The 21,969-nt window shown below is 45.8% G+C and carries 24 protein-coding genes and 1 tRNA gene; 16 read left to right on the top strand and 9 right to left on the bottom strand.

Annotated elements, in window-relative coordinates; all coding sequences use genetic code 11:
* Positions 1-112 precede the first annotated feature (112 nt).
* The 3 genes from QUB37_RS14465 to QUB37_RS14455 all read right to left on the bottom strand — a co-directional run bounded on the left by QUB37_RS14465 (position 113) and on the right by QUB37_RS14455 (position 1,793).
* Complete coding sequence (locus tag QUB37_RS14465; RefSeq protein WP_333163040.1) at positions 113-265, bottom strand: hypothetical protein; 153 nt, start codon at positions 263-265, stop codon at positions 113-115.
* 541 nt (positions 266-806) lie between these two features.
* Positions 807-1,532 (bottom strand): hypothetical protein, encoded by a 726-nt coding sequence (locus QUB37_RS14460; RefSeq protein ID WP_006631881.1) that lies wholly within the window; start codon positions 1,530-1,532, stop codon positions 807-809.
* An 84-nt stretch (positions 1,533-1,616) separates the two neighbouring features.
* The gene (locus tag QUB37_RS14455; protein WP_333163038.1) at positions 1,617-1,793 is read right to left on the bottom strand and encodes a hypothetical protein; all 177 of its coding nucleotides are present in this window, start codon (positions 1,791-1,793) and stop codon (positions 1,617-1,619) included.
* Between the two features lie 246 nt (positions 1,794-2,039).
* Here QUB37_RS14455 and QUB37_RS14450 point away from each other — a divergent pair, with 246 nt between their 5' ends.
* From QUB37_RS14450 to QUB37_RS14425, 6 genes are all read left to right on the top strand, one after another.
* Positions 2,040-2,591 (top strand): GNAT family N-acetyltransferase, encoded by a 552-nt coding sequence (locus QUB37_RS14450; protein WP_172187348.1) that lies wholly within the window; start codon positions 2,040-2,042, stop codon positions 2,589-2,591.
* A gap of 326 nt (positions 2,592-2,917) precedes the next feature.
* Positions 2,918-2,991, top strand: a tRNA-Pro gene (locus QUB37_RS14445).
* 152 nt (positions 2,992-3,143) lie between these two features.
* Complete coding sequence (locus QUB37_RS14440; RefSeq protein WP_333163035.1) at positions 3,144-3,977, top strand: Tic22 family protein; 834 nt, start codon at positions 3,144-3,146, stop codon at positions 3,975-3,977.
* 140 nt (positions 3,978-4,117) lie between these two features.
* Positions 4,118-5,005 (top strand): peptide chain release factor N(5)-glutamine methyltransferase, encoded by an 888-nt coding sequence (gene prmC / locus QUB37_RS14435; protein ID WP_333163033.1) that lies wholly within the window; start codon positions 4,118-4,120, stop codon positions 5,003-5,005.
* A 53-nt stretch (positions 5,006-5,058) separates the two neighbouring features.
* Entirely contained in the window at positions 5,059-5,652 is a 594-nt protein-coding gene (locus QUB37_RS14430) for an L-threonylcarbamoyladenylate synthase (RefSeq protein ID WP_333163031.1), read from the top strand.
* Positions 5,653-5,677: 25 nt separating this feature from the next.
* Complete coding sequence (locus QUB37_RS14425; RefSeq protein WP_333163029.1) at positions 5,678-6,616, top strand: sensor histidine kinase; 939 nt, start codon at positions 5,678-5,680, stop codon at positions 6,614-6,616.
* A gap of 274 nt (positions 6,617-6,890) precedes the next feature.
* On the opposite strand, the gene QUB37_RS14420 is transcribed toward QUB37_RS14425, so the two are convergent.
* Both QUB37_RS14420 and hemB read right to left on the bottom strand, forming a co-directional pair.
* On the bottom strand, positions 6,891-7,379 hold the full coding sequence (locus tag QUB37_RS14420; RefSeq protein ID WP_333163027.1) for a GNAT family N-acetyltransferase: 489 nt from the start codon (positions 7,377-7,379) through the stop codon (positions 6,891-6,893).
* Between the two features lie 510 nt (positions 7,380-7,889).
* On the bottom strand, positions 7,890-8,873 hold the full coding sequence (gene hemB, locus QUB37_RS14415; RefSeq protein ID WP_333163025.1) for a porphobilinogen synthase: 984 nt from the start codon (positions 8,871-8,873) through the stop codon (positions 7,890-7,892).
* Positions 8,874-9,313: 440 nt separating this feature from the next.
* Here hemB and QUB37_RS14410 point away from each other — a divergent pair, with 440 nt between their 5' ends.
* Both QUB37_RS14410 and QUB37_RS14405 read left to right on the top strand, forming a co-directional pair.
* A complete protein-coding gene (locus QUB37_RS14410; RefSeq protein ID WP_333163023.1) occupies positions 9,314-10,297 on the top strand; it encodes a DUF1517 domain-containing protein in 984 nt (327 codons plus the stop codon).
* 330 nt (positions 10,298-10,627) lie between these two features.
* Complete coding sequence (locus tag QUB37_RS14405) at positions 10,628-11,182, top strand: cyclic nucleotide-binding domain-containing protein (RefSeq protein ID WP_333163021.1); 555 nt, start codon at positions 10,628-10,630, stop codon at positions 11,180-11,182.
* Between the two features lie 225 nt (positions 11,183-11,407).
* Here QUB37_RS14405 and QUB37_RS14400 read toward each other — a convergent pair whose 3' ends face one another.
* Positions 11,408-11,854 (bottom strand): hypothetical protein, encoded by a 447-nt coding sequence (locus tag QUB37_RS14400; RefSeq protein WP_333163018.1) that lies wholly within the window; start codon positions 11,852-11,854, stop codon positions 11,408-11,410.
* Between the two features lie 325 nt (positions 11,855-12,179).
* Positions 12,180-12,950, bottom strand: coding sequence for a hypothetical protein (locus QUB37_RS14395; protein ID WP_333163016.1), 771 nt, complete (start codon positions 12,948-12,950; stop codon positions 12,180-12,182).
* A gap of 957 nt (positions 12,951-13,907) precedes the next feature.
* On the opposite strand from QUB37_RS14395, the gene QUB37_RS14390 reads away from it, so the two are divergent.
* The 4 genes from QUB37_RS14390 (at position 13,908) to uvrA (ending at position 19,055) form a co-directional block, all read left to right on the top strand.
* Positions 13,908-14,606, top strand: a complete 699-nt coding sequence (locus QUB37_RS14390; protein ID WP_333163014.1) for a class I SAM-dependent methyltransferase — start codon at positions 13,908-13,910, stop codon at positions 14,604-14,606.
* Between the two features lie 223 nt (positions 14,607-14,829).
* On the top strand, positions 14,830-15,456 hold the full coding sequence (locus tag QUB37_RS14385; RefSeq protein WP_333163012.1) for a 7-carboxy-7-deazaguanine synthase QueE: 627 nt from the start codon (positions 14,830-14,832) through the stop codon (positions 15,454-15,456).
* A 121-nt stretch (positions 15,457-15,577) separates the two neighbouring features.
* Entirely contained in the window at positions 15,578-16,021 is a 444-nt protein-coding gene (locus QUB37_RS14380) for a retroviral-like aspartic protease family protein (RefSeq protein ID WP_333163010.1), read from the top strand.
* Positions 16,022-16,094: 73 nt separating this feature from the next.
* On the top strand, positions 16,095-19,055 hold the full coding sequence (uvrA, locus tag QUB37_RS14375; RefSeq protein ID WP_333163008.1) for an excinuclease ABC subunit UvrA: 2,961 nt from the start codon (positions 16,095-16,097) through the stop codon (positions 19,053-19,055).
* A 953-nt stretch (positions 19,056-20,008) separates the two neighbouring features.
* On the opposite strand, the gene QUB37_RS14370 is transcribed toward uvrA, so the two are convergent.
* The gene (locus tag QUB37_RS14370) at positions 20,009-20,176 is read right to left on the bottom strand and encodes a hypothetical protein (protein WP_333163007.1); all 168 of its coding nucleotides are present in this window, start codon (positions 20,174-20,176) and stop codon (positions 20,009-20,011) included.
* Between QUB37_RS14370 and QUB37_RS14365 the strand changes: the two genes are divergently transcribed.
* Genes QUB37_RS14365 through QUB37_RS14355 form a run of 3 tightly spaced genes read left to right on the top strand, consistent with a single transcriptional unit; the run spans position 20,170 to position 21,006 of the window.
* Complete coding sequence (locus QUB37_RS14365) at positions 20,170-20,586, top strand: XisH family protein (RefSeq protein ID WP_333163005.1); 417 nt, start codon at positions 20,170-20,172, stop codon at positions 20,584-20,586. The two genes, QUB37_RS14370 and QUB37_RS14365, sit on opposite strands and share 7 nt — an antisense overlap.
* A complete protein-coding gene (locus tag QUB37_RS14360) occupies positions 20,574-20,894 on the top strand; it encodes a XisI protein (RefSeq protein ID WP_333163003.1) in 321 nt (106 codons plus the stop codon). The genes QUB37_RS14365 and QUB37_RS14360 overlap by 13 nt, the downstream gene beginning before the upstream one ends.
* Complete coding sequence (locus QUB37_RS14355) at positions 20,875-21,006, top strand: hypothetical protein (protein WP_333163001.1); 132 nt, start codon at positions 20,875-20,877, stop codon at positions 21,004-21,006. The genes QUB37_RS14360 and QUB37_RS14355 overlap by 20 nt, the downstream gene beginning before the upstream one ends.
* Before the next feature lie 92 nt (positions 21,007-21,098).
* On the opposite strand, the gene QUB37_RS14350 is transcribed toward QUB37_RS14355, so the two are convergent.
* Complete coding sequence (locus QUB37_RS14350) at positions 21,099-21,593, bottom strand: GAF domain-containing protein (protein ID WP_333162999.1); 495 nt, start codon at positions 21,591-21,593, stop codon at positions 21,099-21,101.
* A 139-nt stretch (positions 21,594-21,732) separates the two neighbouring features.
* Between QUB37_RS14350 and QUB37_RS14345 the strand changes: the two genes are divergently transcribed.
* Positions 21,733-21,957: a hypothetical protein gene (locus tag QUB37_RS14345; RefSeq protein ID WP_333162997.1), complete on the top strand. Its 225-nt coding sequence runs from the start codon at positions 21,733-21,735 to the stop codon at positions 21,955-21,957.
* The last annotated feature ends 12 nt before the right edge of the window (positions 21,958-21,969 follow it).

The following is a 21,969-nucleotide window of genomic DNA, read 5'->3' as shown; positions in this document are numbered from 1 at the left end:
AAAGGTTTCATCCTATTTTACCTTTTTTGGTCTACCCCCTTGACAATTTGCACTTTTTCTTAACTTGTCACAAATGGCTATAAGTAAGTCAAAAAGACTCAACTTTATCGATTTACCGCTTACTTCCTGCTGCAAAGCGCGATCTTAAGCTGACGCTACTTTTGTCCACTGCACGGGCAATCTTGGCATAGCTTGCCATTTTATGCGATCGGCCTGGAATAAATATTCCTTGAAACCAGCGTTCTATGTTTTTTGCAGTATTCAAATTTCTGTCTGCTGTATGAGCGCACTTGCGACATAAATCAACGCGATTTCTCAGGCATTTTTGCCGCAATAAATTTTCCAAACTTAGCCTATTTTAAAGTTGTTAACCCTCGGTATTCCCGTGTCAAATTAGATATTTCTTTGTAGGACATTTACAAATTAAATTCGTACCTCCTACATTCAACTCTTGAGCCAACTAAATTGTTAGCATTCAACAATTATTTAATCTCTTAATTCTCTAGCTAGCGTTACCTATCCCTAGTTTTGGGCGAGGTGATACGTAATTTTATGGAGCGCATTTTTGCGGATATTTGTGACTTTGGCCTGTAGTCCCGCGAGCTTATTTAAGTAAGTAGGCGCTGTAAAACTTAAAAATATTTAAAACATCGTTTCGCCGTGTCCCATGTTTATGAGAACCGCTATCTACACTCGTTTGTAGGAACAATGTTGCCGAGCTTTTTATCCTATCTCACTGGAAAACTTCTGCAAACTAATGTCTACTTATAGAAATCTAGTTATTTAGGGAGCATCGGCAGCTTGCCCTAAAATCGCTCGCCTAGCAATCTTTGTCGCACCCCCTCAGCGATTTTCTGCCCCAGATACTCGGGAATTAAACTTTCATTGGGCCCCAACAAGTAGAGAATCAGGCGAGTTCGCCCCCGCCAAACCAGCAAATTAGCATTTACTACCAACAAATCCTCTTGCCAGATGGCATACATAACTTTGTAAAAAAGTCCAGGTTGATTATCTGCTTCAATCAGCAAAGCTGGCAAGTGGAAAACCGGATCGACGTAGAATTCAGTTGCCACATCTTCTAAACCCGCGTCTAAATTAAATTCCACCGCCAACATCTCTTCAACCTCAAAATGCCCTGCTAAGGCCTCTCGAACGGCTCTACAGACGTTTTCTGCTGTTTTATCTGCCAGTACCTTGCCACCGCGAGATACGACCAATTTGATAAATACCAGCATCGGCGGGTAAATTTGACCGTACAGACTCAGACTGTGAATCGTCAGCCCGTAGGCCGCGAGCACTCCAAAAATATCGCTCAATAGAAAAGACTGGTTCCGGTAAGCAAAATGCAGGGCACTTTTGTTACCTTCGGCTCGGATTTCGATGACTGCTTGCCGAGTTTTGTAAAGCTGGTAAGCTAATTTGAGGTTTTGCAACTGGATTTCGCTGCTGACAAATTGCTCATAAAACTGCGGAAACGCTCGGTTAAAGCGCTTGAGAAGTTCTAGTGTAGATGGTTTTAAACCCGAAGCCATAATTGAGGAGAAGGTGCGGGAGATATACTGGTATTGACTCTTCCATGCCTTATGGCAATGGGATTTTCGATTCGACGATTCGACTTAAATTGTGCCCGTCTCCTCACTAAAAGCAAAAGTCAAATCTGTCTGAGAACTTATCACGAGAATGTCACCGTTGCGCCATTCCAGTGGTATTTTCCACCAAGGGTATAAGTTCCGGCGCGATCGGCGGCACTCAAAAGAAGCATTTCCCAAAATGTCTCTGTCCTGGTTCGGCAACAAATTTTACCTTAAAAGCGGGTTGTCCGGGCACTGGCTAGCAGAACAGTTCTACCAGACTTGACAGAATCAAAAAAGCGCAGACTCAATGTTGGACGACAAATCCCTGTTTTCGGCGTAAGATGAGTGTACCGTAAACTGTTCCTCAAGAGGCTACCGGCAATTGATCCTACGCCGATCGGAGTGGGTTTATCTGTCTGGTTCTCTTTCTCGTCGTCCAACTTCTACTACCTTAACCGCGCCTGCATGGGTTTTTGGAAAAACTTATTTAGTAGTTCTGAGTCTGCCTCTGTACCCCAAACAGCGGATTTTGAGGAAGATGTGGCTGTTGGGTTAGGCGATCCGCTTTCCCCAACGTTTCGCAAACCCGCCAGCGGCAACGCTCGCATCTTTTTCAGTTGCGATCGGGACATTGACCTCTACGAACTCGAAGAACTTTGTAATGCAGTGGGTTGGTCCCGCCGTCCCCTGCGTAAAGTCAAAAAAGCTATTCAGCACAGCTTCCTAGTCGTCTCTATGTGGGAGATGCGGGGCAGCCAGCGACGGCTGGTGGGTTTCGCCAGAGCGACTTCAGACCATGCTTTTAATGCCACGCTTTGGGATGTAGTAGTTCATCCCGACTACCAGGGCAAAGGCATGGGCAAGGCGCTGATGAAATACATCATAAAAAAACTCCGCAGTGAAGATATCAGCAACATTACCTTATTTGCTGACCCTCAAGTGGTGGATTTTTACCGCAATTTGGGCTTTATGTCCGATCCAGAGGGGATTAAAGGTATGTTTTGGTATCCAGATTAGCGAGCGAGGTGCCAGTCGGCGTTGATTTGTTGAGGAAATACAATACAATATTGACGCTGCCAACACCGACTGCACCTGTGCGCTGCCCTCAGTTACGCTTGGATGTATCCCGGCATCAGGGCCGTTATGAAGCTGTGCAAGTATTGTCAGTGGATTTGAGCAGAGCACGATAGGAGTTAGGGGCTGGTATCGGTTTTTGGGTGGGATCAAACCGCACAACCTGAAAAAAACTTCGCCTTCGCTGCATGGAGAGCTAAATATTTAATAAAGCTTGACAAGCAAGCGGTTTTGTGTGTTAATGGTTAGAGGTTAGCTAACTATACCACCGGGATGTAGCGCAGCTTGGTAGCGCGCCTGCTTTGGGAGCAGGATGTCGCAGGTTCAAATCCTGTCATCCCGATCGCACAATGTTAAATAATAGATTGAAGCATAACTGTCTCTGATGTTTACATTTTGTCAAAATGAAAACAAATTGAGGCAGTTTTTGCCGATCGTGTTAACTCGCCAGTCTTTGCGTTAATGTGTTTCAGGATCGCTCCTGATGGAAAAAACATGAAATCATTAGTTCGTTTGGGCGCAATATTGGGAATTGTCGGCAGCACTCTGCTGTGCCCCTCCCCAATTGGCAAGATGTCTGCACTGGCACTGCCGGAGCCGCAAATTTTGGAAAAATTGCGATCAGTGCCGGTATTTACGATTACAGACGCTCAGGGTGCGCCCCTCGTCGCTTCTGTTCCCAAGCAGGGTCAGGGTCAAACTGGTAATGCTTCCGTGGCGGGAATTTTCATCAGCCAGAAAGATGCTCAAGCTTTTGTCGATCAACTGAAAACCAGAAATCCTCAGTTGGCGGCCACGGTGCGCGTGATGCCGGTGTCGCTGGGGGAAATTTATCAGATCACTCAAGCAAATAAAGGCAAGCCGGAGGAAGTACAATTTGCTTTCGTTCCGGCTCCGCAGCAGGTGCAGTCGGCTAAAACTGTACTTCAGCAGACTGGTCAACAAGTTAATGAGTTCAACGGTGTACCTCTGTTTTTGGCCAGAGGCGGCGCAGAAAATGGTTATTTGACGATTCAGCGAGGCCAGCAAGAGGTGATTCCCTTGTTTTTTAACAAGGAGGATTTACAGGGCATGGTCGATCGTTTTAAGCAGCAGCAGCCGAACGTGACTGCCACAATTAAGATTGAGGTGGTGAACTTGGAGAGCGTTTTAGAAGCTTTGCGTACTGAGAACGACCCGTTTTTGACCCAAATGATTTTGATTCCGTCGCGGGAGTCGCTGGAATTTGTGCGATCGCTCCAACCTGCCGGTGCGGGCCAAAATCCACAGGTTTCTCCGGCTCCAGCTCGGCCGGCTCCAGCTCCGGCTCCAGCTCGGCCGGCTCGCTAATAGTTAGTCAGCAGTCATTAGTCATCAGTCATCAGTTATTACTCATGAAATAGTAGGTTGGGTTTCTCGACTCAACCTACTATTTACTAATTACTAATTACCAGTTAGCAATTAACAATTACCCCTTCCAAAAAAGTATTATGTTTGTTTCTGGTTTAGAGCTTTGGCAGTGGGTGAATCAAGCTAAAACAGAGGCGATCACCCATGACATTCCCCTAGCAGAAATCGACTGGCTGCTGCAAGAGCTGGCTGGTTTGGATAGGTTGGCTCTGCGTTTGGAGTCGTTTAAAGATTTGCCAAAAATTGAATTAAAGTTGTCTTTATCTGAACTTGCTCAATTGTTGCAGCGGCGCTTACAGGAACGGGTGCCGGTGCAGTATTTAACGGGAGTTGCACATTGGCGGCATTTTTCGCTCAAAGTAACGCCGGCGGTGCTAATTCCCCGTCCTGAAACGGAATTGCTGATCGATTTAACTGTAGAAGCTGTGAAAAGCTATTCAGTTAATCCCCAATCGAATTGGGTAGATTTGGGAACGGGCAGCGGGGCGATCGCGATCGGCTTGGCTTCTGCGTTGACAAATGCTAGGGTTTATGCAGTAGATTGCAGTTCGGAAGCTTTGGCAGTTGCTCGACTGAATGCTGAGAATTTGGGCTTTGAATCGCGAGTTAATTTTTATCAAGGTTTGTGGTGGGAACCGTTAGCATTTCTCAAAGGTCAAGTCAGCGGCATGGTGTCTAACCCCCCTTACATTCCCAGCAGCACGGTGCTGACTCTGGAACCGGAAGTTTTGAAGCACGAACCTCATCTGGCCTTAGACGGTGGTTTTGACGGGTTAGATTGCATCCGGCATTTGGTAGAAACGGCTCCTGATTATTTAGAATCCGGGGGAGTTTGGTTGGTGGAGATGATGGCGGGACAAGCTGAGGCGGTAGCTGATATGCTGCAAAGTCACGGGAGTTACGGTGAAGTTCAGATATTTTCCGATTTAGCAGGAATCGATCGGTTTGCCTTAGCGTATCGACGTTAGGTTTCAAGAATATGTCGTACTTCAAAAATCTAAAATCTAAAATCTAAAATGGCATGACACAAGTTTCGATCGACTCCTTGATTCAAGGGGCAATTTCTGGCAATCATATCGTCAGTTTTCCTACAGATACTGTACCCGCTTTGGCTGCGCGTCCCGATCGCTCGGAGTTGATTTTTGCAGCTAAACGCCGCAGTCAAGACAAACCGCTGATTTTGATGGCGGCATCGGCGAGGGCTTTGTGGCCTTACGTGCAGGGAAGTCCAGCAGAGTTAAAATTGTGGCAGCAAGTAGCCGAATCCTATTGGCCGGGGGCGTTAACTTTAGTGCTGCCGGCTTCGCCAAAAGTTCCGGCGGCTCTCAATCCCATCGATCGGACTACAATCGGAGTACGAGTGCCTAACCTTCCCCTTGCGCTCAAAATTCTAGAGCAGACAGGCTCTTTGGCTACTACCAGTGCTAATTTATCCGGCCAGCCGCCTCTGGAATCGGTGGCAGAAATTGAGGCTCAGTTTCCCGAAGTCTTGACATTAGTTCCTTCTGAATTAGCAACAGCGACAACAGCTTCGAGTTTGCCTTCGACTGTGGCTAAATGGACGGGCAGCGAGTGGGAAATATTGCGACAAGGCACGATCGAGTTAGAATGCTAAAAGCTAAACTCCAAGGCAAAGCAATATGGCGCCGATCGGCTGGAGCGACTTTATATATTTAGGTATGGGACTGGGGCTGGGTTTGGGAAGCAGTTTGATTTGGCGCCTGCGGCAAAAAAGCTCGCAACAGCCCGAACCAGCGCCCCAAGTGCCCCCTCCTCCTCAAGAAATTCACTTAGAGAAGTTTGATGCCCTTTCCGAGCAACTTAAGCAAACTCAATTGGCTTATCAGATGGCATCGGAGATGAGCCAATTTAAGGCTGGTTTTTTGGCTCGAACTTCTCACGAGTTGCGATCGCCCCTGAGCACTATGATTGGTACGCTGCAATTAATTCTCTCGGATTTGTGCGACGATCCGGCTGAGGAACGAGAGTTTGTCGAGCAAGCTCACGTCGCGGCACTCAAGCTGGTGAAATTAATAGATGAAATTATCTCTGTTGCTAAAACTGAACACGGCACTGAGACGATGGATATTGAGCCGATTCAGTTAGCTAAGGTTTTTGACGAGGTTGATGATTTAACTTACTTGCAAGCTGCTAATCGCGGCATTCGTTTGGAGATATTGCCACCAGATCCGGGGATTTATGTATTGGCAGATTTGCCGAGGTTTAGGCAAGTTTTAGTCAATTTGGTAGATACTGCTGTTGCTCAGATGGAAGAGGGGAGTATTTCTGTTTCTGCCCATGCTTCGCCGGAATCTGGATACGTTCACATTTGGGTGGACGATCAGCGTTCCGTGAGTGCTTGGAGCGAGTCTTGGGATTTGCTGAAGCACGATTTGGAGTGTGATGTTACCAAGAAGAATAGCGATAATTCTCAGGTGTCTTCTGGAATGAGGTTATTGATGAATCAGACTCTTTTAAGTTTGATGAGCGGAAAGTTGGAGGTTCTGGCTGTGCCTTCTGAGTCCGAAGAGTGCAATTTTAACCGGACTCAGTGTTCTATTCCTTTGGCAACTTTGTGATGAAGGAAGAAGGAAGAAGGAAGAAGGAAGAAGGGAGAGAACATTGTAGGGACAGGGCACTGCCGTGTCCTCCATTTATATCGTTGCGATCCTAACGGATTTAATATAACTATCGCTCGATTAATTGTAGGGAAACGGCACTCGTATGTCCTGATTGCCGGTAATTGTAGGGAAACGGCACTGCTGTGTCCTGATTGTGGGTAATTTATAAGTAGTAAGGTGCGCCCTGACGCACCCTACATATTATAGACTTTGATGCCAATCTTGTGATTATTTAACAATTAGCAGTTAGCAATTCGCCATTGCTAATTTCTAATTCGAGATTCTCTTCGAGAAGCTGATTTTCAAGTACCATTGTGGTGCTAGCGTTTGGCTGAAAACCGATGCGCTCGTAGAAGCTTTGTTTGTAAGTTGTCATCAGGTAAACTCGCTCTACTCGGCACATTCGAGGGTGACTCAAGACGGTTTGCACTAATTTGCGCCCGAGTCCTGCACCTTGGTAATCCGGGTGAATGGCGACATCCCAGATGGTAGCTCGATAGATGCCATCTGAGGTGGCTCTGGCAAAGCCGATCGCCCGTGAGCCGTCCCAAACTGTAACAACTGGTTCGCTGTTGGCGATCGCAATTTCCCAATCTTCTATCTTGCGTTCCCTCGCCCAAAAGGCGGCGGCTTTAAATAGTTCTTGGATCTGTACGATGTCTGCGCGATCGCGACCTATACAAAATTGAATGTGACTGGAATCCCTAGTCGTTGATGTCATGCTCAATCTGCCTTCAAGTTGTATCTAAACTGTGTTACTTTTACTGTCTTAGCGGGTATAGTTAATTTTGCGTGGGAACTATCAAGGATTTAATTCCCTATTTACAAAACTATTTTTAGTTATACATATTTTCTAACTAATTTCGGTGATCATTAATACTTTTTGGGGTAAATTTTGTAAAAAAGTCTTTGACTCAAAATTCCCAACTTATAACTCATACCATTTGAGATTTTAGATTTGAGATTTGAGATGGGGAATGACAGATTTTTTAGGGGTTGGGAGTTTGTCTACAGAGAAACCGGGTTTTTTCTCACGTCTATTTCGTTACAGCCCACCGAAACTGTAAAAACCCGGTTTCGAGGCGTCGTTTATCGGTAAGCGTAAGCGATAGCTTGTGTGTTGCCTAATTGCTCAAAAATCACCTATCCAGAGAGGTATTGACTCCACGAAAACACCCGAAGATTGTGCTGTGGAGTCAATTCTTTAATCTCTAATCTCAAATCAAGTGAATCAGTTTTGCAGCCAGCGGGCGGCATCTTTGGCGTGATAAGTCAAAATCAAATCAGTACCAGCACGCTTGAATCCTGTCAAAGTTTCCATTACTACTCTTTCTTCATCTATCCAACCGTTGAGGGCGGCGGCTTTCACCATCGCATATTCTCCAGAAACGTTGTAAGCAGCAACTGGCAAATTAGTTGCTTCCTTCACGCGCCAGATGATGTCCATGTAAGCTAAAGCGGGTTTAACCATGAGCATATCTGCGCCTTCGGCAATGTCGAGAGCAATTTCTTTCAGAGCTTCGCGGCCGTTGCCGGGGTCCATTTGATAGGTGCGTCGATCGCCAAATTGCGGAGCAGAATCTGCCGCATCCCGGAATGGGCCATAATAAGCTGAGGCGTATTTTGCCGCGTAAGACATGATGGGAATATCTTCAAATCCAGCGGAGTCCAATCCTTCGCGAATTGCTCCGACAAAACCGTCCATCATTCCCGAAGGGGCGATAATATCTGCACCGGCTTTAGCTTGAGCAACGGCGGTTTTCTTCAGCAATTCTAGTGTGGGATCGTTCAAGACTCGGCCGCTTAAATCTCCGACTTCCAAATAGCCGCAGTGACCGTGAGGGGTATATTCGCACAGACAAGTATCGACCATGACGATTAAATCTGGTACGGCTTTTTTAACTGCTTCCGTCGCTTTTTGGACGATGCCGCAGTCGTGCCAAGCACCTGTAGCATCTGTGTCTTTATCTGCGGGAATGCCGAATAAAATAATAGCGGGAATGCCGAGGTCGTAGACTTCTTTTGCTTCTTCTACTATTTTGTCTACCGATAGCTGGTAAACTCCCGGCATTGATGTGACTTCTTTAGCAAAAGATTCCCCCGGTACGGCAAATAGGGGGTAAATTAAATCGCTGGTTGTCAAGATATTTTCGCGTACCATCCGGCGGAGTTGGGGATGGTTGCGGAGGCGGCGGGGGCGGTGAGTTGGAAACATAATGTTTTTTTTACGGTAGATAAAGCCCTGTTTTTGAGGACTTGCGGCGTTTCTTTAAAAGTCTAGAGCTTATTGTTGGCCGATCGCCCTGTACTTAAGTAAAGTTCTGTAAAAGCCAGGATGTCGATTGTTTGTAGTAACTGAGATCTTGCACCATTCTCAATAACCATTTTATGGGCCGGCTAGAAGAGCCGAAGCCTTACTCCTCACAGGAAATTCAGTCTTTGTGGAACAGGCCGGAAAGCCGGCTCTTGAGAATGGTGCAAGAATTAAGTAGTAAGGAATGCAAGTCCTTTCTAGGTTTTTTCGTTTGCAGACTCAGGCCTAAGTGTGGTTGGATCGGTTGGTACGGATATCTCGCTGGCTTCATACCTATAACCAGGCTGCCCAGAAGCGAGGATAGACTGTAAATTATAAATGTATCGAATAGTAACGGTCTTATGTACAAGCAACTAATTTCAAAGATGAAACCGCTTTTGAAATCACTATTTGCGATCGGTCTGGTACTGACGCTAGCCCTCGGTAACGCTGATGGAGCTCTGGCTGCCCGCAGCGGAGGACGCATCGGGGGCGGATCTTTTAGAGCTCCGGCGCGCAGTTACTCGTCTCCTAGTCGCACTTACGCACCGTCGGGAGGAGGCTACTATCCGGGCGGCGGCTTCGGAGGTGGCTTTGGTTTCCCGTTCTTGCTGCCGTTTTTTGGCTTTGGGGGCGGGTTTGGTGGCCTGTTCTCGATTTTGATTTTTATTTCGATCGCTAATTTCCTCGTCCAAAGCTTCCGCCGCGCCGGGGGCGGAACTGACGAACTCGGCAACAGCGCCGCCACTACCACCGTATCTGTCGCCCGCTTACAAGTTGGTTTGCTAGCAGAGGCCCGCGGTTTGCAAGCCGAACTCGACTCCTTAGCGCAAAAAGCGGATACCGATACAGCGGCAGGTCGTGCTCAAGTGCTGCAAGAATCTACTCTGGCGCTGCTGCGACATCCTGAATACTGGGTTTACGCGGGCGCTGAATCTGTGCAAACTCGCTTGGAGGCAGCCGAAGCTAAGTTTAATCAACTTTCTTTGGCAGAACGCAGTAAATTTACTGAAGAAACGCTCTCGAATTATAACAATCAGCTCCGGCAAGCAGGGAGCAGCAATATCCTGCCAGGTTTGCAAGAAAATGGGGCGCTGGTTGCTTCTGATTTGAATTCAGATCCTGGGGAATTTATTGTGGTGACGGTGATTGTCGGTACTCAAGGCAAATTGCAATTGCCAGCAGTGAAAAACTCTGAAGATTTGCGCCAAGCTTTGCGTCAGATTGGGGGAGTATCGAGCGAGCAGTTGCTGGCGGTTGAGGTGCTGTGGACTCCTCAAGCTAACGGGGACACTCTGACTGCTGACGATATGTTGGCGGGCTATCCTGATTTGCGCTCGATTTAGTGAGCAAGACTGGGCGCGGAGCATTGTCTGCCGCGCCCCATCCCGCAGCCAAGCGGGGCGGGTCAACCCAATTGCTTTTGAGACGCCAATTTCACACGAGTTTTTTGAGGTCGATCGAGTTAAAAAAGATTGTTTAACAAATGCTAGTATTGAGAGATCATGATTCAGCGTGATTCATCTGCTATTGGCAAAGCCTGCCCGATATGGGTTGTGCGAAGAAGTTAGGCAGGGTAAAAAAAACTGTATTGAGCGAGGACTGCTTCGGAAGAAGTTGCGATCGCGCGCCATCTAAATTTTATATAAAGAAGAAGCGATCGAGAGCTAAAACTTATGGCCGACAGCAGCAGAAAAAAAGCACTTTTTATTTTGAGCCAGTTAAATAATGACGATATCAACTGGATCGTCCATAAAGGTAAAAAAGAAGTTCTAGATCCGGGCGGGATTTTGATCCATGAAGGGAGACAGATAGATGCGCTCTACATTGTTTTGAATGGGAGTTTGAGTGTTTTAATCGAGGCTGAGCGGACTAGAGAACTCGCTAAAATAGCCAGCGGAGAACTGGTGGGAGAAGTCTCTTTCATTGACGCCCGCCCTCCTTTGGCAACGGTAAAGGCGATCGAAGAAACTCACTTGCTGGCAATTCCTAGGCGGCAGTTAGTAATCAAACTTCAAAACGATATGGGCTTTGCTTCCCGGTTTTATTATGGAATTTCACTGTGTCTGGCAGACAGGATGCGCGGTACGATCAGACATATAGAATATGGTCGCAATATAGAATTAGATCGACCAGAGTTTGAACGAGAGGATATCAATCCTAACGTCCTGGAAAATTTGGCGCTAGCTGAGGCTAAGTTTAATTGGCTGAGGGAAAATGTTAAAGCTTGAGGAATTTTAAGGCGTTTTTGAGCTGGGTCTGAAAACTTGCCGATTGACACGGTAATTGAGAGATGTAATATGTAACCTCTCAACTCAAAAAACAGATGTGGAAAACAAAATAGGGGCGGGTTTTACCGGAAATATCTAGCAATAACTGCCGGAACTATAAAAACCCGCCCCTTGGGCTTGCAGTTGCAATTTCGCGCGCTGAAACGCAACTACCAACCACACAATCTAGATAATGCCCGGCCCTTTGCCGCGGGTGTCTTCATCCATTGTCAGTTTTCCTTCCTCGCCTTTTTTATCTTTGATTTCTGCGAGAATTCGAGCGCGTTCTGCGGCTTCGGCTTCTTCTTTTGCTCTCAAATCGCCCGGTTCGTTGACGTACATTTCCGGTTCGATCGCGTAGTTGTTAACTAGACCTTCTTTGTCTACTGTATAACCATCTGTGGTGTGAATGCTTTCGTCATCAGTTTGGTCATCAGTTTTTGCACTTTTCTGCTTCCCTTCGTTGGTGGTGTGCATGAAGTTAGCGCCTTCGCGTTCTTGCCGCGCTGCTGTCTCCGCAGGAGTAATGCCCCTATCGTAGTGGGGGGCTTCCATATCGGCTTCGATTTGTTCGTCGGCCGGTGTTGATTTGCTAACTTCTTTTTTGGGGGGTATTGGTTGGCGATTAGTCATGATTTATTCCTGAGTTATCTTTTCAAAAAGGTCTTTGGCTTATGTTTAAATATTAAGCCAAAGCTAGCTCATTCACAAACTATCTTTGGTTATAGTTTGCGAAAAATTGCTGTGAGGGAAAATACCTTTATTTAGTCTTCCTGAAGAGTGAGAAAATTCTGTTTTTATTTAAAAATTAACTATATGCGACTATTTGGCATCTATCTAAAGATTGGGAATTGGGAATTGGGCATCGGGCATCGGGCATTGGTAACTAATGATAACTGTCAACTGTCAACTGTCAACTGTCAACAGACAACAGTCAACAGTCAACTATCAACTGACTTTACGATTCTTTAAAGAAGCGGATGATTTCGCGGACGTGGTTGAGAAATTGTCCGTCATCGGTGAGTTGGGCGATCGCACTTTCTGCATCTCTTCTCAGTTTAGTATGTTCTGCCTGATTTGTCGCTTGCAAAGATTGTAGAGATGCGGATACCGTAGTTAATTCTCTTCTGATAGCTTCCCGTTCCCGATTTTGGACAGCCACCCACGAATTCGGATTGTCTGAACTTAATTGATCGGTCAAATCTCTAACTGTAGATTCTAACTTTGCAAAGCGGCTGCGGAGTTCGACAATATCTTCACGGGGGTACAAAAATTGGCTGCGGATAGTTGTTAGCCTCTGGGCTAAATACTGATAACCTCGGATAGCTGGACGCAGTACAGTTAACAGCAGTGCGGCACCGGAACTGAGATAGCCAATAGCACTAATTCCGGCGGCGGCTAGGCCGTAAAGTGCGATCGCGCTAAACAGGTGAAGTGCGATCGCCGCAAAGAGCGATCGGCTAACTAATACAGTAACGTATTTGACTTGTTCCTGATCGACAGCAATGTTTTTTTTAGTCGATTCTGCTGCTTGCGCTAAAACTTCTTTAGCTTCAAAATGGATATTCCAGGGAACTGTAACTATCAGCAACAGCCATTCAAAAATAGCAATGGCAATTACCCAATCAATAAAACTGCCTGCAGAGACGTGCAGCCATTGGAGAATGGCAAAAACTAGCAGCAAAAATATGCCTGTGACGGCACCAAAACCTGCGAAAGTGTAATACATAGCGATGCCTTGGTGGAATGTTGTTTTGATTTTGGGTAGCTTGTTTCGGTATGGAGGAATAAGCTGTGACAGTTAAGTAATCGTCCTATTAATCCCGGTTCCTTAGTTATGAGTAATAGTGCGGCTCAAAGGTTGCTATAAGCCGGGCTTTTGCCCACAAATACTTGCTCTACCTGAATGGTGGAATGTTATTTTGATTGTGGGTAGCTTGTTTAGGTGTGGAGGAATAAGCTGTGACAGTTAAGTAATCGTCCTATTAAACTCAGTTTGTTAGTGAATAGTAATACTCTGAGACACTCGGATTTCCCGACTCCTGGTTTGTTTCAGGAAAACAAACCGTTTCCTTTAACCCATCAATAAGGCTTAAAGGAAACGGTTTGTTTTTTGGGAGTGCGTAAGTCCTCAATAATTAGTCATTCGGGATTAAGTAGAGCGACACGAAAAAACTTGAAAAATGTAACAAAATGTAAACGAATCACAACCTCTGGGATTGCTTCATTCCACTGGTAATGACATACTTATGTTTTTCGCAGTTTGTCTACTTCGCGATCGGAATGAAGTCACTTTCTCCCCAACTCATACCATTTGAGATTTATTTGAGATGTGAGATGGGCAATAGCTTATTATGTATGGGTTTGCAGCTTGTCTACCGTTGCATTAATCTTTTGAACTCGTATCACTAACGGCGTTACACGGTGCTAGAAAAGCAGGAATCTCAAAACGCTCCCCTCTTCCATTTTTCTTTTCCAGAGCTGCTAAATCACCTGTAGCTGAGATAAACTGATTTGGAAGTAGATCGCGCGTTTTGCAAGTTGCCTCTGTGTAACCGAGACACTGCTACTGCAACCTGTCATCAGCCACAGCAAAATAGGTGCCAAAATTAACTCTACAGTCTCCGATTTCCATTAATAGCGCATCTACAATCTAAAATCAAAAGTCAGCAGCAAGGACAAACCGATGGCGAACTCAACTCTTGGCTTAGAAAATCAACTTTACGATTATCTGTTATCTATTTCTCTGCGCGAACCCGATATTCTCGCTTCACTACGGGAAGAAACTGCTAAGCATCCTATGGCCCAGATGCAGATTGCTCCCGAACAAGGTCAGTTTATGGAGCTCATGGTGCAGCTTATGGGAGCCACCAAAACCTTAGAAATTGGCGTTTTTACTGGTTATAGCTCGCTGTGCGTAGCTTTGGCGCTGCCTTCAAACGGTCAGATTATTGCCTGCGATGTCAGCGAGGAATATACTGCGATCGCACGACGCTATTGGGAAGCTGCAGGGGTGGCTAATAAGATTTCTTTGCAGTTGGGCCCAGCAATAAATACTCTCGACAAACTAATAGCCGAGGGACAAGCTGGAACCTTTGATTTTGCCTTCATCGACGCCGATAAAGAAAATTATGAGGCTTATTTTGAGCGATCGCTGCAACTTGTACGCAATGGCGGTTTAATTGTAATTGACAATGTTCTGTGGTCGGGACGAGTTGCTGATCCTCAAGTACAAGACGAAAGCACCACCGCCATTCGTACTTTTAACGACAAATTGCGTAACGATCCCAGAGTTACTCTCAGTGTTGTCCCCATTGCTGACGGACTGACTTTAGCCCTGAAACGCCGTTGGGCTACCATGATGGAACCGGAACAGGATAATTAAAGAGTTATTTGCGGTTTGTGGTGAATTTCTAAGGACTCATACAAAAGCTATGAAGAAACCCGATTTCTGACTCAAGCTTCTGGGATAAAACAGATAATTTTTTTTTATAAACCCCGTTTATGCGTCCAGGATTGTTTTTAATTGCTGCAAACCGCGAAGAAATAACAATTTAAGAATATTATATCTAAACAACGTAATTAATTGATTTGAGGCGTAACTTCGGGTGTCTAATTTACAACTAAAATTACCAATTCACGAAACTTTTCAGTGTACTGTTCAAGGCGAAGGTTACTGGACGGGGACTTTAGTTGATTTTATCAGATTGGCTGGTTGCCCTGTGCGGTGTCCTTGGTGCGACACAGGCTACGAGAATGGGGGCAAAGGTTTGCCGTCTGTGCAGCAGTCGATCGCACAATTGCTCGCTCAATTGCAGTCTCCGAGGGTAGTCATTACTGGCGGCGAACCTTTCATTCACCGCGATTTGCCTGAGTTAGTTGAAGCTTTGTTAGAATCTGACAAGCAGGTGAGTATTGAAACTTCGGGTGCTTGCTGGCAGGATGTTTCCCCGCAGGCTTGGATTACTCTTTCTCCGAAGGAACACGTCAATCCTAAATATCCGGTGCAAGAGCTTTTGTGGACTAGAGCAAATGAAATTAAGTTAGTGATTAGCAGTGGCGAAGAAGTTGAGTTTTATCACAAACATTTGGAAAATAGTGTGAATATTCCGGTTTTTCTGCAACCAGAATGGAACTCGAAAAAATCCGCCATTCCCATTATTTTGGAATTGCTGAAACAAAATCCTAGTTACAGGCTATCTTTGCAAACTCACAAGTTTATTGGCGTGCAATAATTTGATGATTTAGCTAGATATATTCGTTAGGTGGGCGGTGCAGAATGGGGAGTGCATCTCCCTACAAACTGTGGAAATATGTCCGATAATTAAACCAGCAATTTATGATAATTTTAACCTAATGGAAACAACTACGGAGACCCCAATGGGAAAAGTTATCACAACCGTAGTAATTACGAATCCGCTGGATGAATGGAAAGCCGAAGATAATCTGATTCCAATCGAGCAAGTCAGGTCTGTTACTCTAAAAAATGTTTTGGTGGATACGGGCACGACAACTTTGTGTTTGCCTAAAGATGTCATTGCCAGACTGGGTTTGAAAATTCTCAAGCAAGTGGTTGTAGAAACAGCGACGGGCATTAGTGAGGCGAGGATTTTTCAAGATGCCAAGATTTCTCTGTGCGGCCGCGAAGGGACTTTTGAGTGTTTGGAATTGCCAGAGGGGAAAACGTCACTTTTAGGTGTGATTCCGATGGAAGCGCTGGGGATTGAAATAGATTTGAAGCATCAAAGTTTGAAGGTTTTGCCCGACGGGCCGACGGAAACTTATTTGATAATTCTTTGATATTCTTGAGTTTGGATGCCAGCAATTCGATCTGCAGCGCTAAGATGGTTAAGCACTGTTTTGCACTACTCTCATGTCCCAACGCGCCGAAACCTCAAACAGCCAGCCAAGTGCATCCCGCAACGGGCATAATGTGACGAATTCTCACTCTAACAACCAAAATACGATTCGGGTTCGCGGTGCGAGACAGCACAACCTGAAAAATATCGATCTGGAACTGCCGCGCGATCGCCTGATCGTTTTTACTGGTGTGTCCGGTTCTGGCAAGTCTTCCCTCGCTTTCGATACAATTTTTGCCGAGGGACAGCGCCGCTACGTCGAGTCTCTCAGCGCTTACGCGCGCCAGTTTTTGGGACAGTTGGACAAACCCGATGTGGACGCGATCGAAGGCTTGAGTCCGGCTATTTCGATCGACCAAAAGTCAACTTCTCACAACCCGCGATCGACTGTTGGCACTGTTACAGAAATTTACGATTATCTCAGATTACTCTACGGCAGAGCCGGCGAACCGCACTGTCCGATTTGCGATCGCTGCATTGCGCCGCAGACAATTGATGAAATGTGCGATCGAGTCATGGCGCTTCCCGACGGCACTCGCTTTCACCTTCTGGCACCAGTTGTACGCGGAAAAAAAGGCACTCACCGCAAATTATTGTCGAGTTTAGCTGCGGAAGGATTTATTCGCGTCAAAGTTAACGGAGAAATTTTAGAACTTTCGGAAAATATCGAATTAGATAAAAATCTAATGCACAATATCGAAATAGTTGTCGATCGGTTAATTAAAAAACCAGGTTTAGAAGAACGTTTAGTTGATTCTCTGGCAACTTGTTTGCGCCATTCAGAGGGAATTGCGATAATTGAAGAGTTACCGAATGATGAAAATTCCGAACCACAGGGGCCGATCGTATTTTCCGAAAACTTTGCTTGTCCCGAACACGGCGCGGTAATGGAGGAACTTTCACCCAGGTTATTTTCTTTTAATTCGCCCTACGGCGCGTGCCAGAACTGCCACGGTTTGGGGAGTTTGCGGACTTTTGCGCCGGAGTTGGTAGTTCCCGACGAGAAAGCACCTCTTTATTGTGCGATCGCGCCTTGGTCAGACAAAGACAATTCCTATTATCTCTCTTTGCTTTGCAGTATTGCTGATACTTGCGGGTTTGATATCGACACTCCTTGGTATCGATTAAAGCCCGAACACCAGCGCGTGATTTTGTACGGGAATGAGTCCAAGCGCAGCGCAGAAAATAAAAAGCGCGACGGCAGCACTGATTTTAGGAGAGATTTTAATGGCGTGATTTCCATGTTGCAGCGCCAGTACGACGATACTGGTTCTGATTTGATCAAGCAGAAGTTGGAACAGTATCGGGTCGATCGCTCTTGCGAGGTTTGTCACGGCAAACGCTTGAAACCCGAAGCGCTTTCGGTGCGGTTGGGACAGTACGGAATTGTGGATTTAACCAGTATTTCGATTCGCGAATGCCGCGAACGAGTAAATAATTTGGGATTGAGCGATAGGCAATTCCAAATATCCGATTTAGCCCTGAGAGAAATCAAAGCAAGGCTGCAATTTTTGCTCGATGTCGGGTTAGATTACCTAACTTTAGACCGCGCAGCAATGACGCTTTCTGGTGGAGAAGCCCAGCGAATTCGGCTAGCGACTCAAATCGGTTCGGGTTTGACTGGTGTGCTCTATGTTTTGGACGAACCCAGCATCGGACTGCATCAAAGAGACAACTTTCGCCTGCTGCAAACCTTAACAAAATTGCGCGATTTAGGCAATACTTTGATTGTCGTAGAACACGATGAAGAAACCATGCGAGCGGCCGACCACATTGTCGATATCGGGCCCGGTGCTGGCGTGCACGGCGGCAAAATTATCTCGCAAGGAAGTTTAGAAAATTTGCTGGCGGCCGAGGAATCTTTGACCGGGGCTTATTTGTCGGGAAAGCGAGTAATTGAAACCCCTAATGAAAGAAGAAAAGGCAACGGCAAAGCTCTCTCAATCATAAATGCGACGCGCAACAATTTAAAAAATATCGATGTGGAAATTCCCCTCGGAAAGCTCGTCTGCGTGACTGGGGTTTCCGGTTCTGGAAAATCCACTTTAATCAATGAATTGCTGTACCCGTCGCTGCAACACTATATCACCAAAAAAGTCCCTTTACCACCCGATATGGACGCCCTCAAAACTAAAGGGGAACGCTCTCTAGAGGATGTGGTTGATAAGGTAATTGTAATTGACCAATCTCCCATCGGTCGCACTCCGCGCTCTAATCCCGCTACTTACACGGGAGTCTTTGATGTGATTCGCGATTTGTTTGCCGAAAGCATTGAAGCGAAGACAAGAGGTTACAAAGCGGGGCAGTTTTCTTTTAACGTGAAAGGGGGAAGGTGCGAAGCTTGCGGTGGCCAAGGCGTGAACGTGATTTCGATGAATTTTCTGCCGGATGTTTACGTGCAGTGTGAGGTTTGCAAGGGTGCACGGTACAACCGAGAAACGCTGCAAGTTAAGTACAAAGGCAAGTCAATTTCTGATGTTTTGAACATGACCGTGGAGGAAGCTTTGGAGATGTTTAAAAATATTCCCAGGGCTGGCGTCAGACTGCAAACTTTGGTTGATGTTGGTTTGGGTTATATTCAGTTGGGACAGCCGGCGCCGACTCTTTCTGGGGGCGAAGCACAGCGGGTAAAATTGGCAACGGAACTGTCGCGCCGTGCTACTGGGAAGACGCTTTATTTAATCGATGAACCGACGACTGGTTTGTCGTTTTATGATGTTCACCATTTGTTAAATGTGCTGCAAAGATTGGTGGATAAGGGTAATTCAATTTTGGTAATCGAACACAATTTAGATGTGATTCGGTGCTGCGATTGGGCGATCGATTTAGGGCCTGAAGGGGGAGATAAGGGCGGCGAAATTATTGTGGCGGGGACGCCGGAGGATGTGGCGGCAAATCAGAGGTCTTATACTGGGAAGTATTTGCAAGCTGTTTTGCAGCAGCATCCTTTGGGGGAGGCTGTAGCCGTTAGTTAATACTAACAGGAATTACGCAATTCTCATAATTAGTAAGGTGCCTCAGATATTTAAACCTTAAATAATCGTTTAAGAAACTCACCTGACGCACCCTACAATTAAAATACTATTACAAGTTAGTCTGCTTAGTCGTCAGAGAATTCTGCTCTGTAATCCGATCGGCTCTGGGACAGAGGTATACTGGTACAAATTAGCCAAGCTTCATCAAGGAAAACAATGGGTGCAAAATTTAACTTTGTATGTCCTGGTTGTGGGTACATAGCAAAATGGGTTTCTGATGGTCGGGGCGTTGGAATGATCGCTGTTGTTAGAACAATGACCTGTGAAGATTGTGAAGCAGTAGTTGACGTTCTGATTGGGCGCGATGGCAAAGATGGCCGGACTGGCGATCCTAACTATGATAAGGAACTCAATATTTGTCCTCAATGTCAGGGATCGCGGCTCTATCGCTGGCCTAGTAAACATCCTTGCCCAAAGTGTGATGCCAAGATGATTAAGGATGAAACATCGATAATGTCCTGGGATTAGAAAAGGCTTTGAAATTTGCATGAGGGGCAGAGTTTTTCCTGGGAGTTGTACAGTGCCTCTAGCTTTTAATCTTTACAGTTTGGGGGCTGGGTCTAACATTTCAGTGCTTTCAAATTATTAATACTAATAATATCGTCGTTTAAGAGTATTTAAGATGCTGGATTGAAGTTTTATGACAGCGATCGTTAGCACGTATTTTGAAGCTCAGGGTTCTTGACAAAGGCTTTATCAATTCACGGCGCTCCGAGTAACTTTTATCCTTTCTATTCGGGTACAGCACAGTAAACTGAGAGCAACCCTTTTAACCCCAATTAACCTATGCCACGCTGGTTTAATACCGCAGGTCTATGCCAAGCAGACATTCATTACGTGCTACCCCCAACACTGCGCTTACCGGGCTTAGAACGGTTAATCGCTCAACGCAACTATTTCGTCATCCATGCACCCCGACAAGTCGGTAAAACCACCGCCATGCTAGCTGTAGCCAAACAACTCACCGACAGCGGAAAATACACCGCCGTCATGGTTTCGGTGGAAGTCGGCGCACCCTTAAGTTCCGATGTAAATCCTTGGGTAAAATCTAAAAATGGCAAAGGATCTCTTCCACAACACGGTCAAAATCGCCCTACAAAAAGATGGCTGGAAGATTACCCACGATCCCTACCAGTTAAGCTATGGTGTTGCTGATGTCTACATCGCTCTTGCAGCCGAAGAAGGGATCGCCGCTGAAAAAGAAGGACGTAAAATAGCTGTAGAAGTCAAAAGTTTCGCAGGTGGCTCCACCATTTCTGAATTCCACACCGCCCTCGGTCAATTCCTCAACTATCGCATTGCCATCGAAGTCTCTAGCGAACCAGAACGTATACTGTATCTGGCAGTGCCCACGGATACCTACCAAATGTTTCTCAGATTTGAACCCGCTAAAACTGTCATCGAACGTTATGAAATCCGACTAATTATTTACAATCCAACTCGTGAGGCGATCGACCAATGGATAGACTAAACGAATACCGCAAAATTGTTTGTGACTTTCTCGAAGACTTTTCTAAAAATGACGCAAATGCTCAGTTAATCTTCGATTTCGCCCGCGATCGATACCTCGTCATGCACAACGAATGGCGCGACGAATATCGCATCTATGGGTGTGCCATACAGCTTGATATCATCGAAAATCAAATCTGGATTCAACACAACAGTACCGAAATCTACATCGATCGAGAACTGATTCAACGTGGCGTGTCTCCTCAAGATATCATTCTTGGGTTTCGTTCCCCCAGCATCCGAAAACTCCTTGCCACCAACTATTCCTAGAGACAAAGGTTGGGAACAGTTAGATAGATATTTGGCTAGATGGGGACAAGATTCCGGTTGGTTGGTCATTTTCGATCGCCGAGAGAATGCACCCGAACTCGAAAACGGTTGAACACTGAGATTCATACTACTCCAAGGGGGCGATCGGTTACATTATTCGAGGGTGAAATCCTGGTATATTATGTACTAATAGTAGATGCGATATTAACTATCTTGAATTGTGGGAGACATTGCCATATTTTGGGCTTCTCTCTGCATGAATTCAATGTCCGATCGCGACCAAGTGCGAGGCCCGTTGCACTGATGAGCAATTAACAGCCCCCACAGTCCTTTGTTCGTTAAAATTGGCACGACTAAATTGGCGCGAACTTTCAGGCTACGCAGAAAATCTCGGTGACATGGGTTAATTGGTTCTACTTCAATATCTGCAATTGCTTTAACTCTGCCCGCTTCGTACAAAGCAGCGTATTCGTCGTTAAAACACTCGTCTGGCCCTGTTGAACCCAAGATTGAGAGATCGATCGCACTCAACATCTCGTAAGTCACTCGACCTTGCCACTGTCTGTAAAAATAGTACAGTACGGCGCGATCGCTCTGCAAAACTTCTCGGATGTCGTAGAGGGATTTTTCAACTAATACATCGCGCTTTAGACGATCTGTCAAGCGGTTAACAATGTTTTGCAGCCGATCGCCAGACATGATATTAACTCCTTTAATTCCTAGTACACTTGCCCGATCTGAATTATTTAACTTGCACCCTCACAACACCTCAAATTATTGGGGATCGGGATTTTCGCGCGATCAAAAATGAGTAATTTTTGGCTTAACAGTTGTCGGGATGCGAGCAACATTATACTATTATTTTGACAGAGATAGCAATATTTTCGGGAAACGGGCGATCGGCTTTTTTTTACGCACCCCTTTCGCGAAGAACCACGGGCGGGGCGCCTGTTCCACAAAGGAAGAGAAAAGGAAGAGTTTACAAGTGCTGGGAGAATTGCTAGATATGCCTAAAGTTGGTTCCTGTCAAACAGAGGAACTGCTACGATATCTCGAAAGCTAGAGGAAGCATCAA

The sequence above is a fragment of the Microcoleus sp. AT3-A2 genome, from assembly GCF_036705685.1.
Classification (GTDB): domain Bacteria; phylum Cyanobacteriota; class Cyanobacteriia; order Cyanobacteriales; family Microcoleaceae; genus Microcoleus.
Note: the sequence above shows the minus strand (reverse complement) of the source record. Positions and strands in the feature narration are given on the sequence as shown.

Coding starts and splice junctions, on each gene's coding strand:
- QUB37_RS14390 (WP_333163014.1), top strand. CDS start 13,908: ATGGCGAACTCAACTCTTGGCTTAGAAAATCAACTTTACGATTATCTG.
- QUB37_RS14425 (WP_333163029.1), top strand. CDS start 5,678: ATGGCGCCGATCGGCTGGAGCGACTTTATATATTTAGGTATGGGACTG.
- QUB37_RS14410 (WP_333163023.1), top strand. CDS start 9,314: ATGTACAAGCAACTAATTTCAAAGATGAAACCGCTTTTGAAATCACTA.
- QUB37_RS14460 (WP_006631881.1), bottom strand. CDS start 1,532: ATGGCTTCGGGTTTAAAACCATCTACACTAGAACTTCTCAAGCGCTTT.
- QUB37_RS14440 (WP_333163035.1), top strand. CDS start 3,144: ATGAAATCATTAGTTCGTTTGGGCGCAATATTGGGAATTGTCGGCAGC.
- hemB (WP_333163025.1), bottom strand. CDS start 8,873: ATGTTTCCAACTCACCGCCCCCGCCGCCTCCGCAACCATCCCCAACTC.
- QUB37_RS14345 (WP_333162997.1), top strand. CDS start 21,733: ATGCGAGCAACATTATACTATTATTTTGACAGAGATAGCAATATTTTC.
- QUB37_RS14365 (WP_333163005.1), top strand. CDS start 20,170: ATGGCAAAGGATCTCTTCCACAACACGGTCAAAATCGCCCTACAAAAA.
- QUB37_RS14360 (WP_333163003.1), top strand. CDS start 20,574: ATGGATAGACTAAACGAATACCGCAAAATTGTTTGTGACTTTCTCGAA.
- QUB37_RS14450 (WP_172187348.1), top strand. CDS start 2,040: ATGGGTTTTTGGAAAAACTTATTTAGTAGTTCTGAGTCTGCCTCTGTA.
- QUB37_RS14380 (WP_333163010.1), top strand. CDS start 15,578: ATGGAAACAACTACGGAGACCCCAATGGGAAAAGTTATCACAACCGTA.
- uvrA (WP_333163008.1), top strand. CDS start 16,095: ATGTCCCAACGCGCCGAAACCTCAAACAGCCAGCCAAGTGCATCCCGC.
- QUB37_RS14350 (WP_333162999.1), bottom strand. CDS start 21,593: ATGTCTGGCGATCGGCTGCAAAACATTGTTAACCGCTTGACAGATCGT.
- QUB37_RS14430 (WP_333163031.1), top strand. CDS start 5,059: ATGACACAAGTTTCGATCGACTCCTTGATTCAAGGGGCAATTTCTGGC.
- QUB37_RS14405 (WP_333163021.1), top strand. CDS start 10,628: ATGGCCGACAGCAGCAGAAAAAAAGCACTTTTTATTTTGAGCCAGTTA.
- prmC (WP_333163033.1), top strand. CDS start 4,118: ATGTTTGTTTCTGGTTTAGAGCTTTGGCAGTGGGTGAATCAAGCTAAA.
- QUB37_RS14420 (WP_333163027.1), bottom strand. CDS start 7,379: ATGACATCAACGACTAGGGATTCCAGTCACATTCAATTTTGTATAGGT.
- QUB37_RS14400 (WP_333163018.1), bottom strand. CDS start 11,854: ATGACTAATCGCCAACCAATACCCCCCAAAAAAGAAGTTAGCAAATCA.
- QUB37_RS14395 (WP_333163016.1), bottom strand. CDS start 12,950: ATGTATTACACTTTCGCAGGTTTTGGTGCCGTCACAGGCATATTTTTG.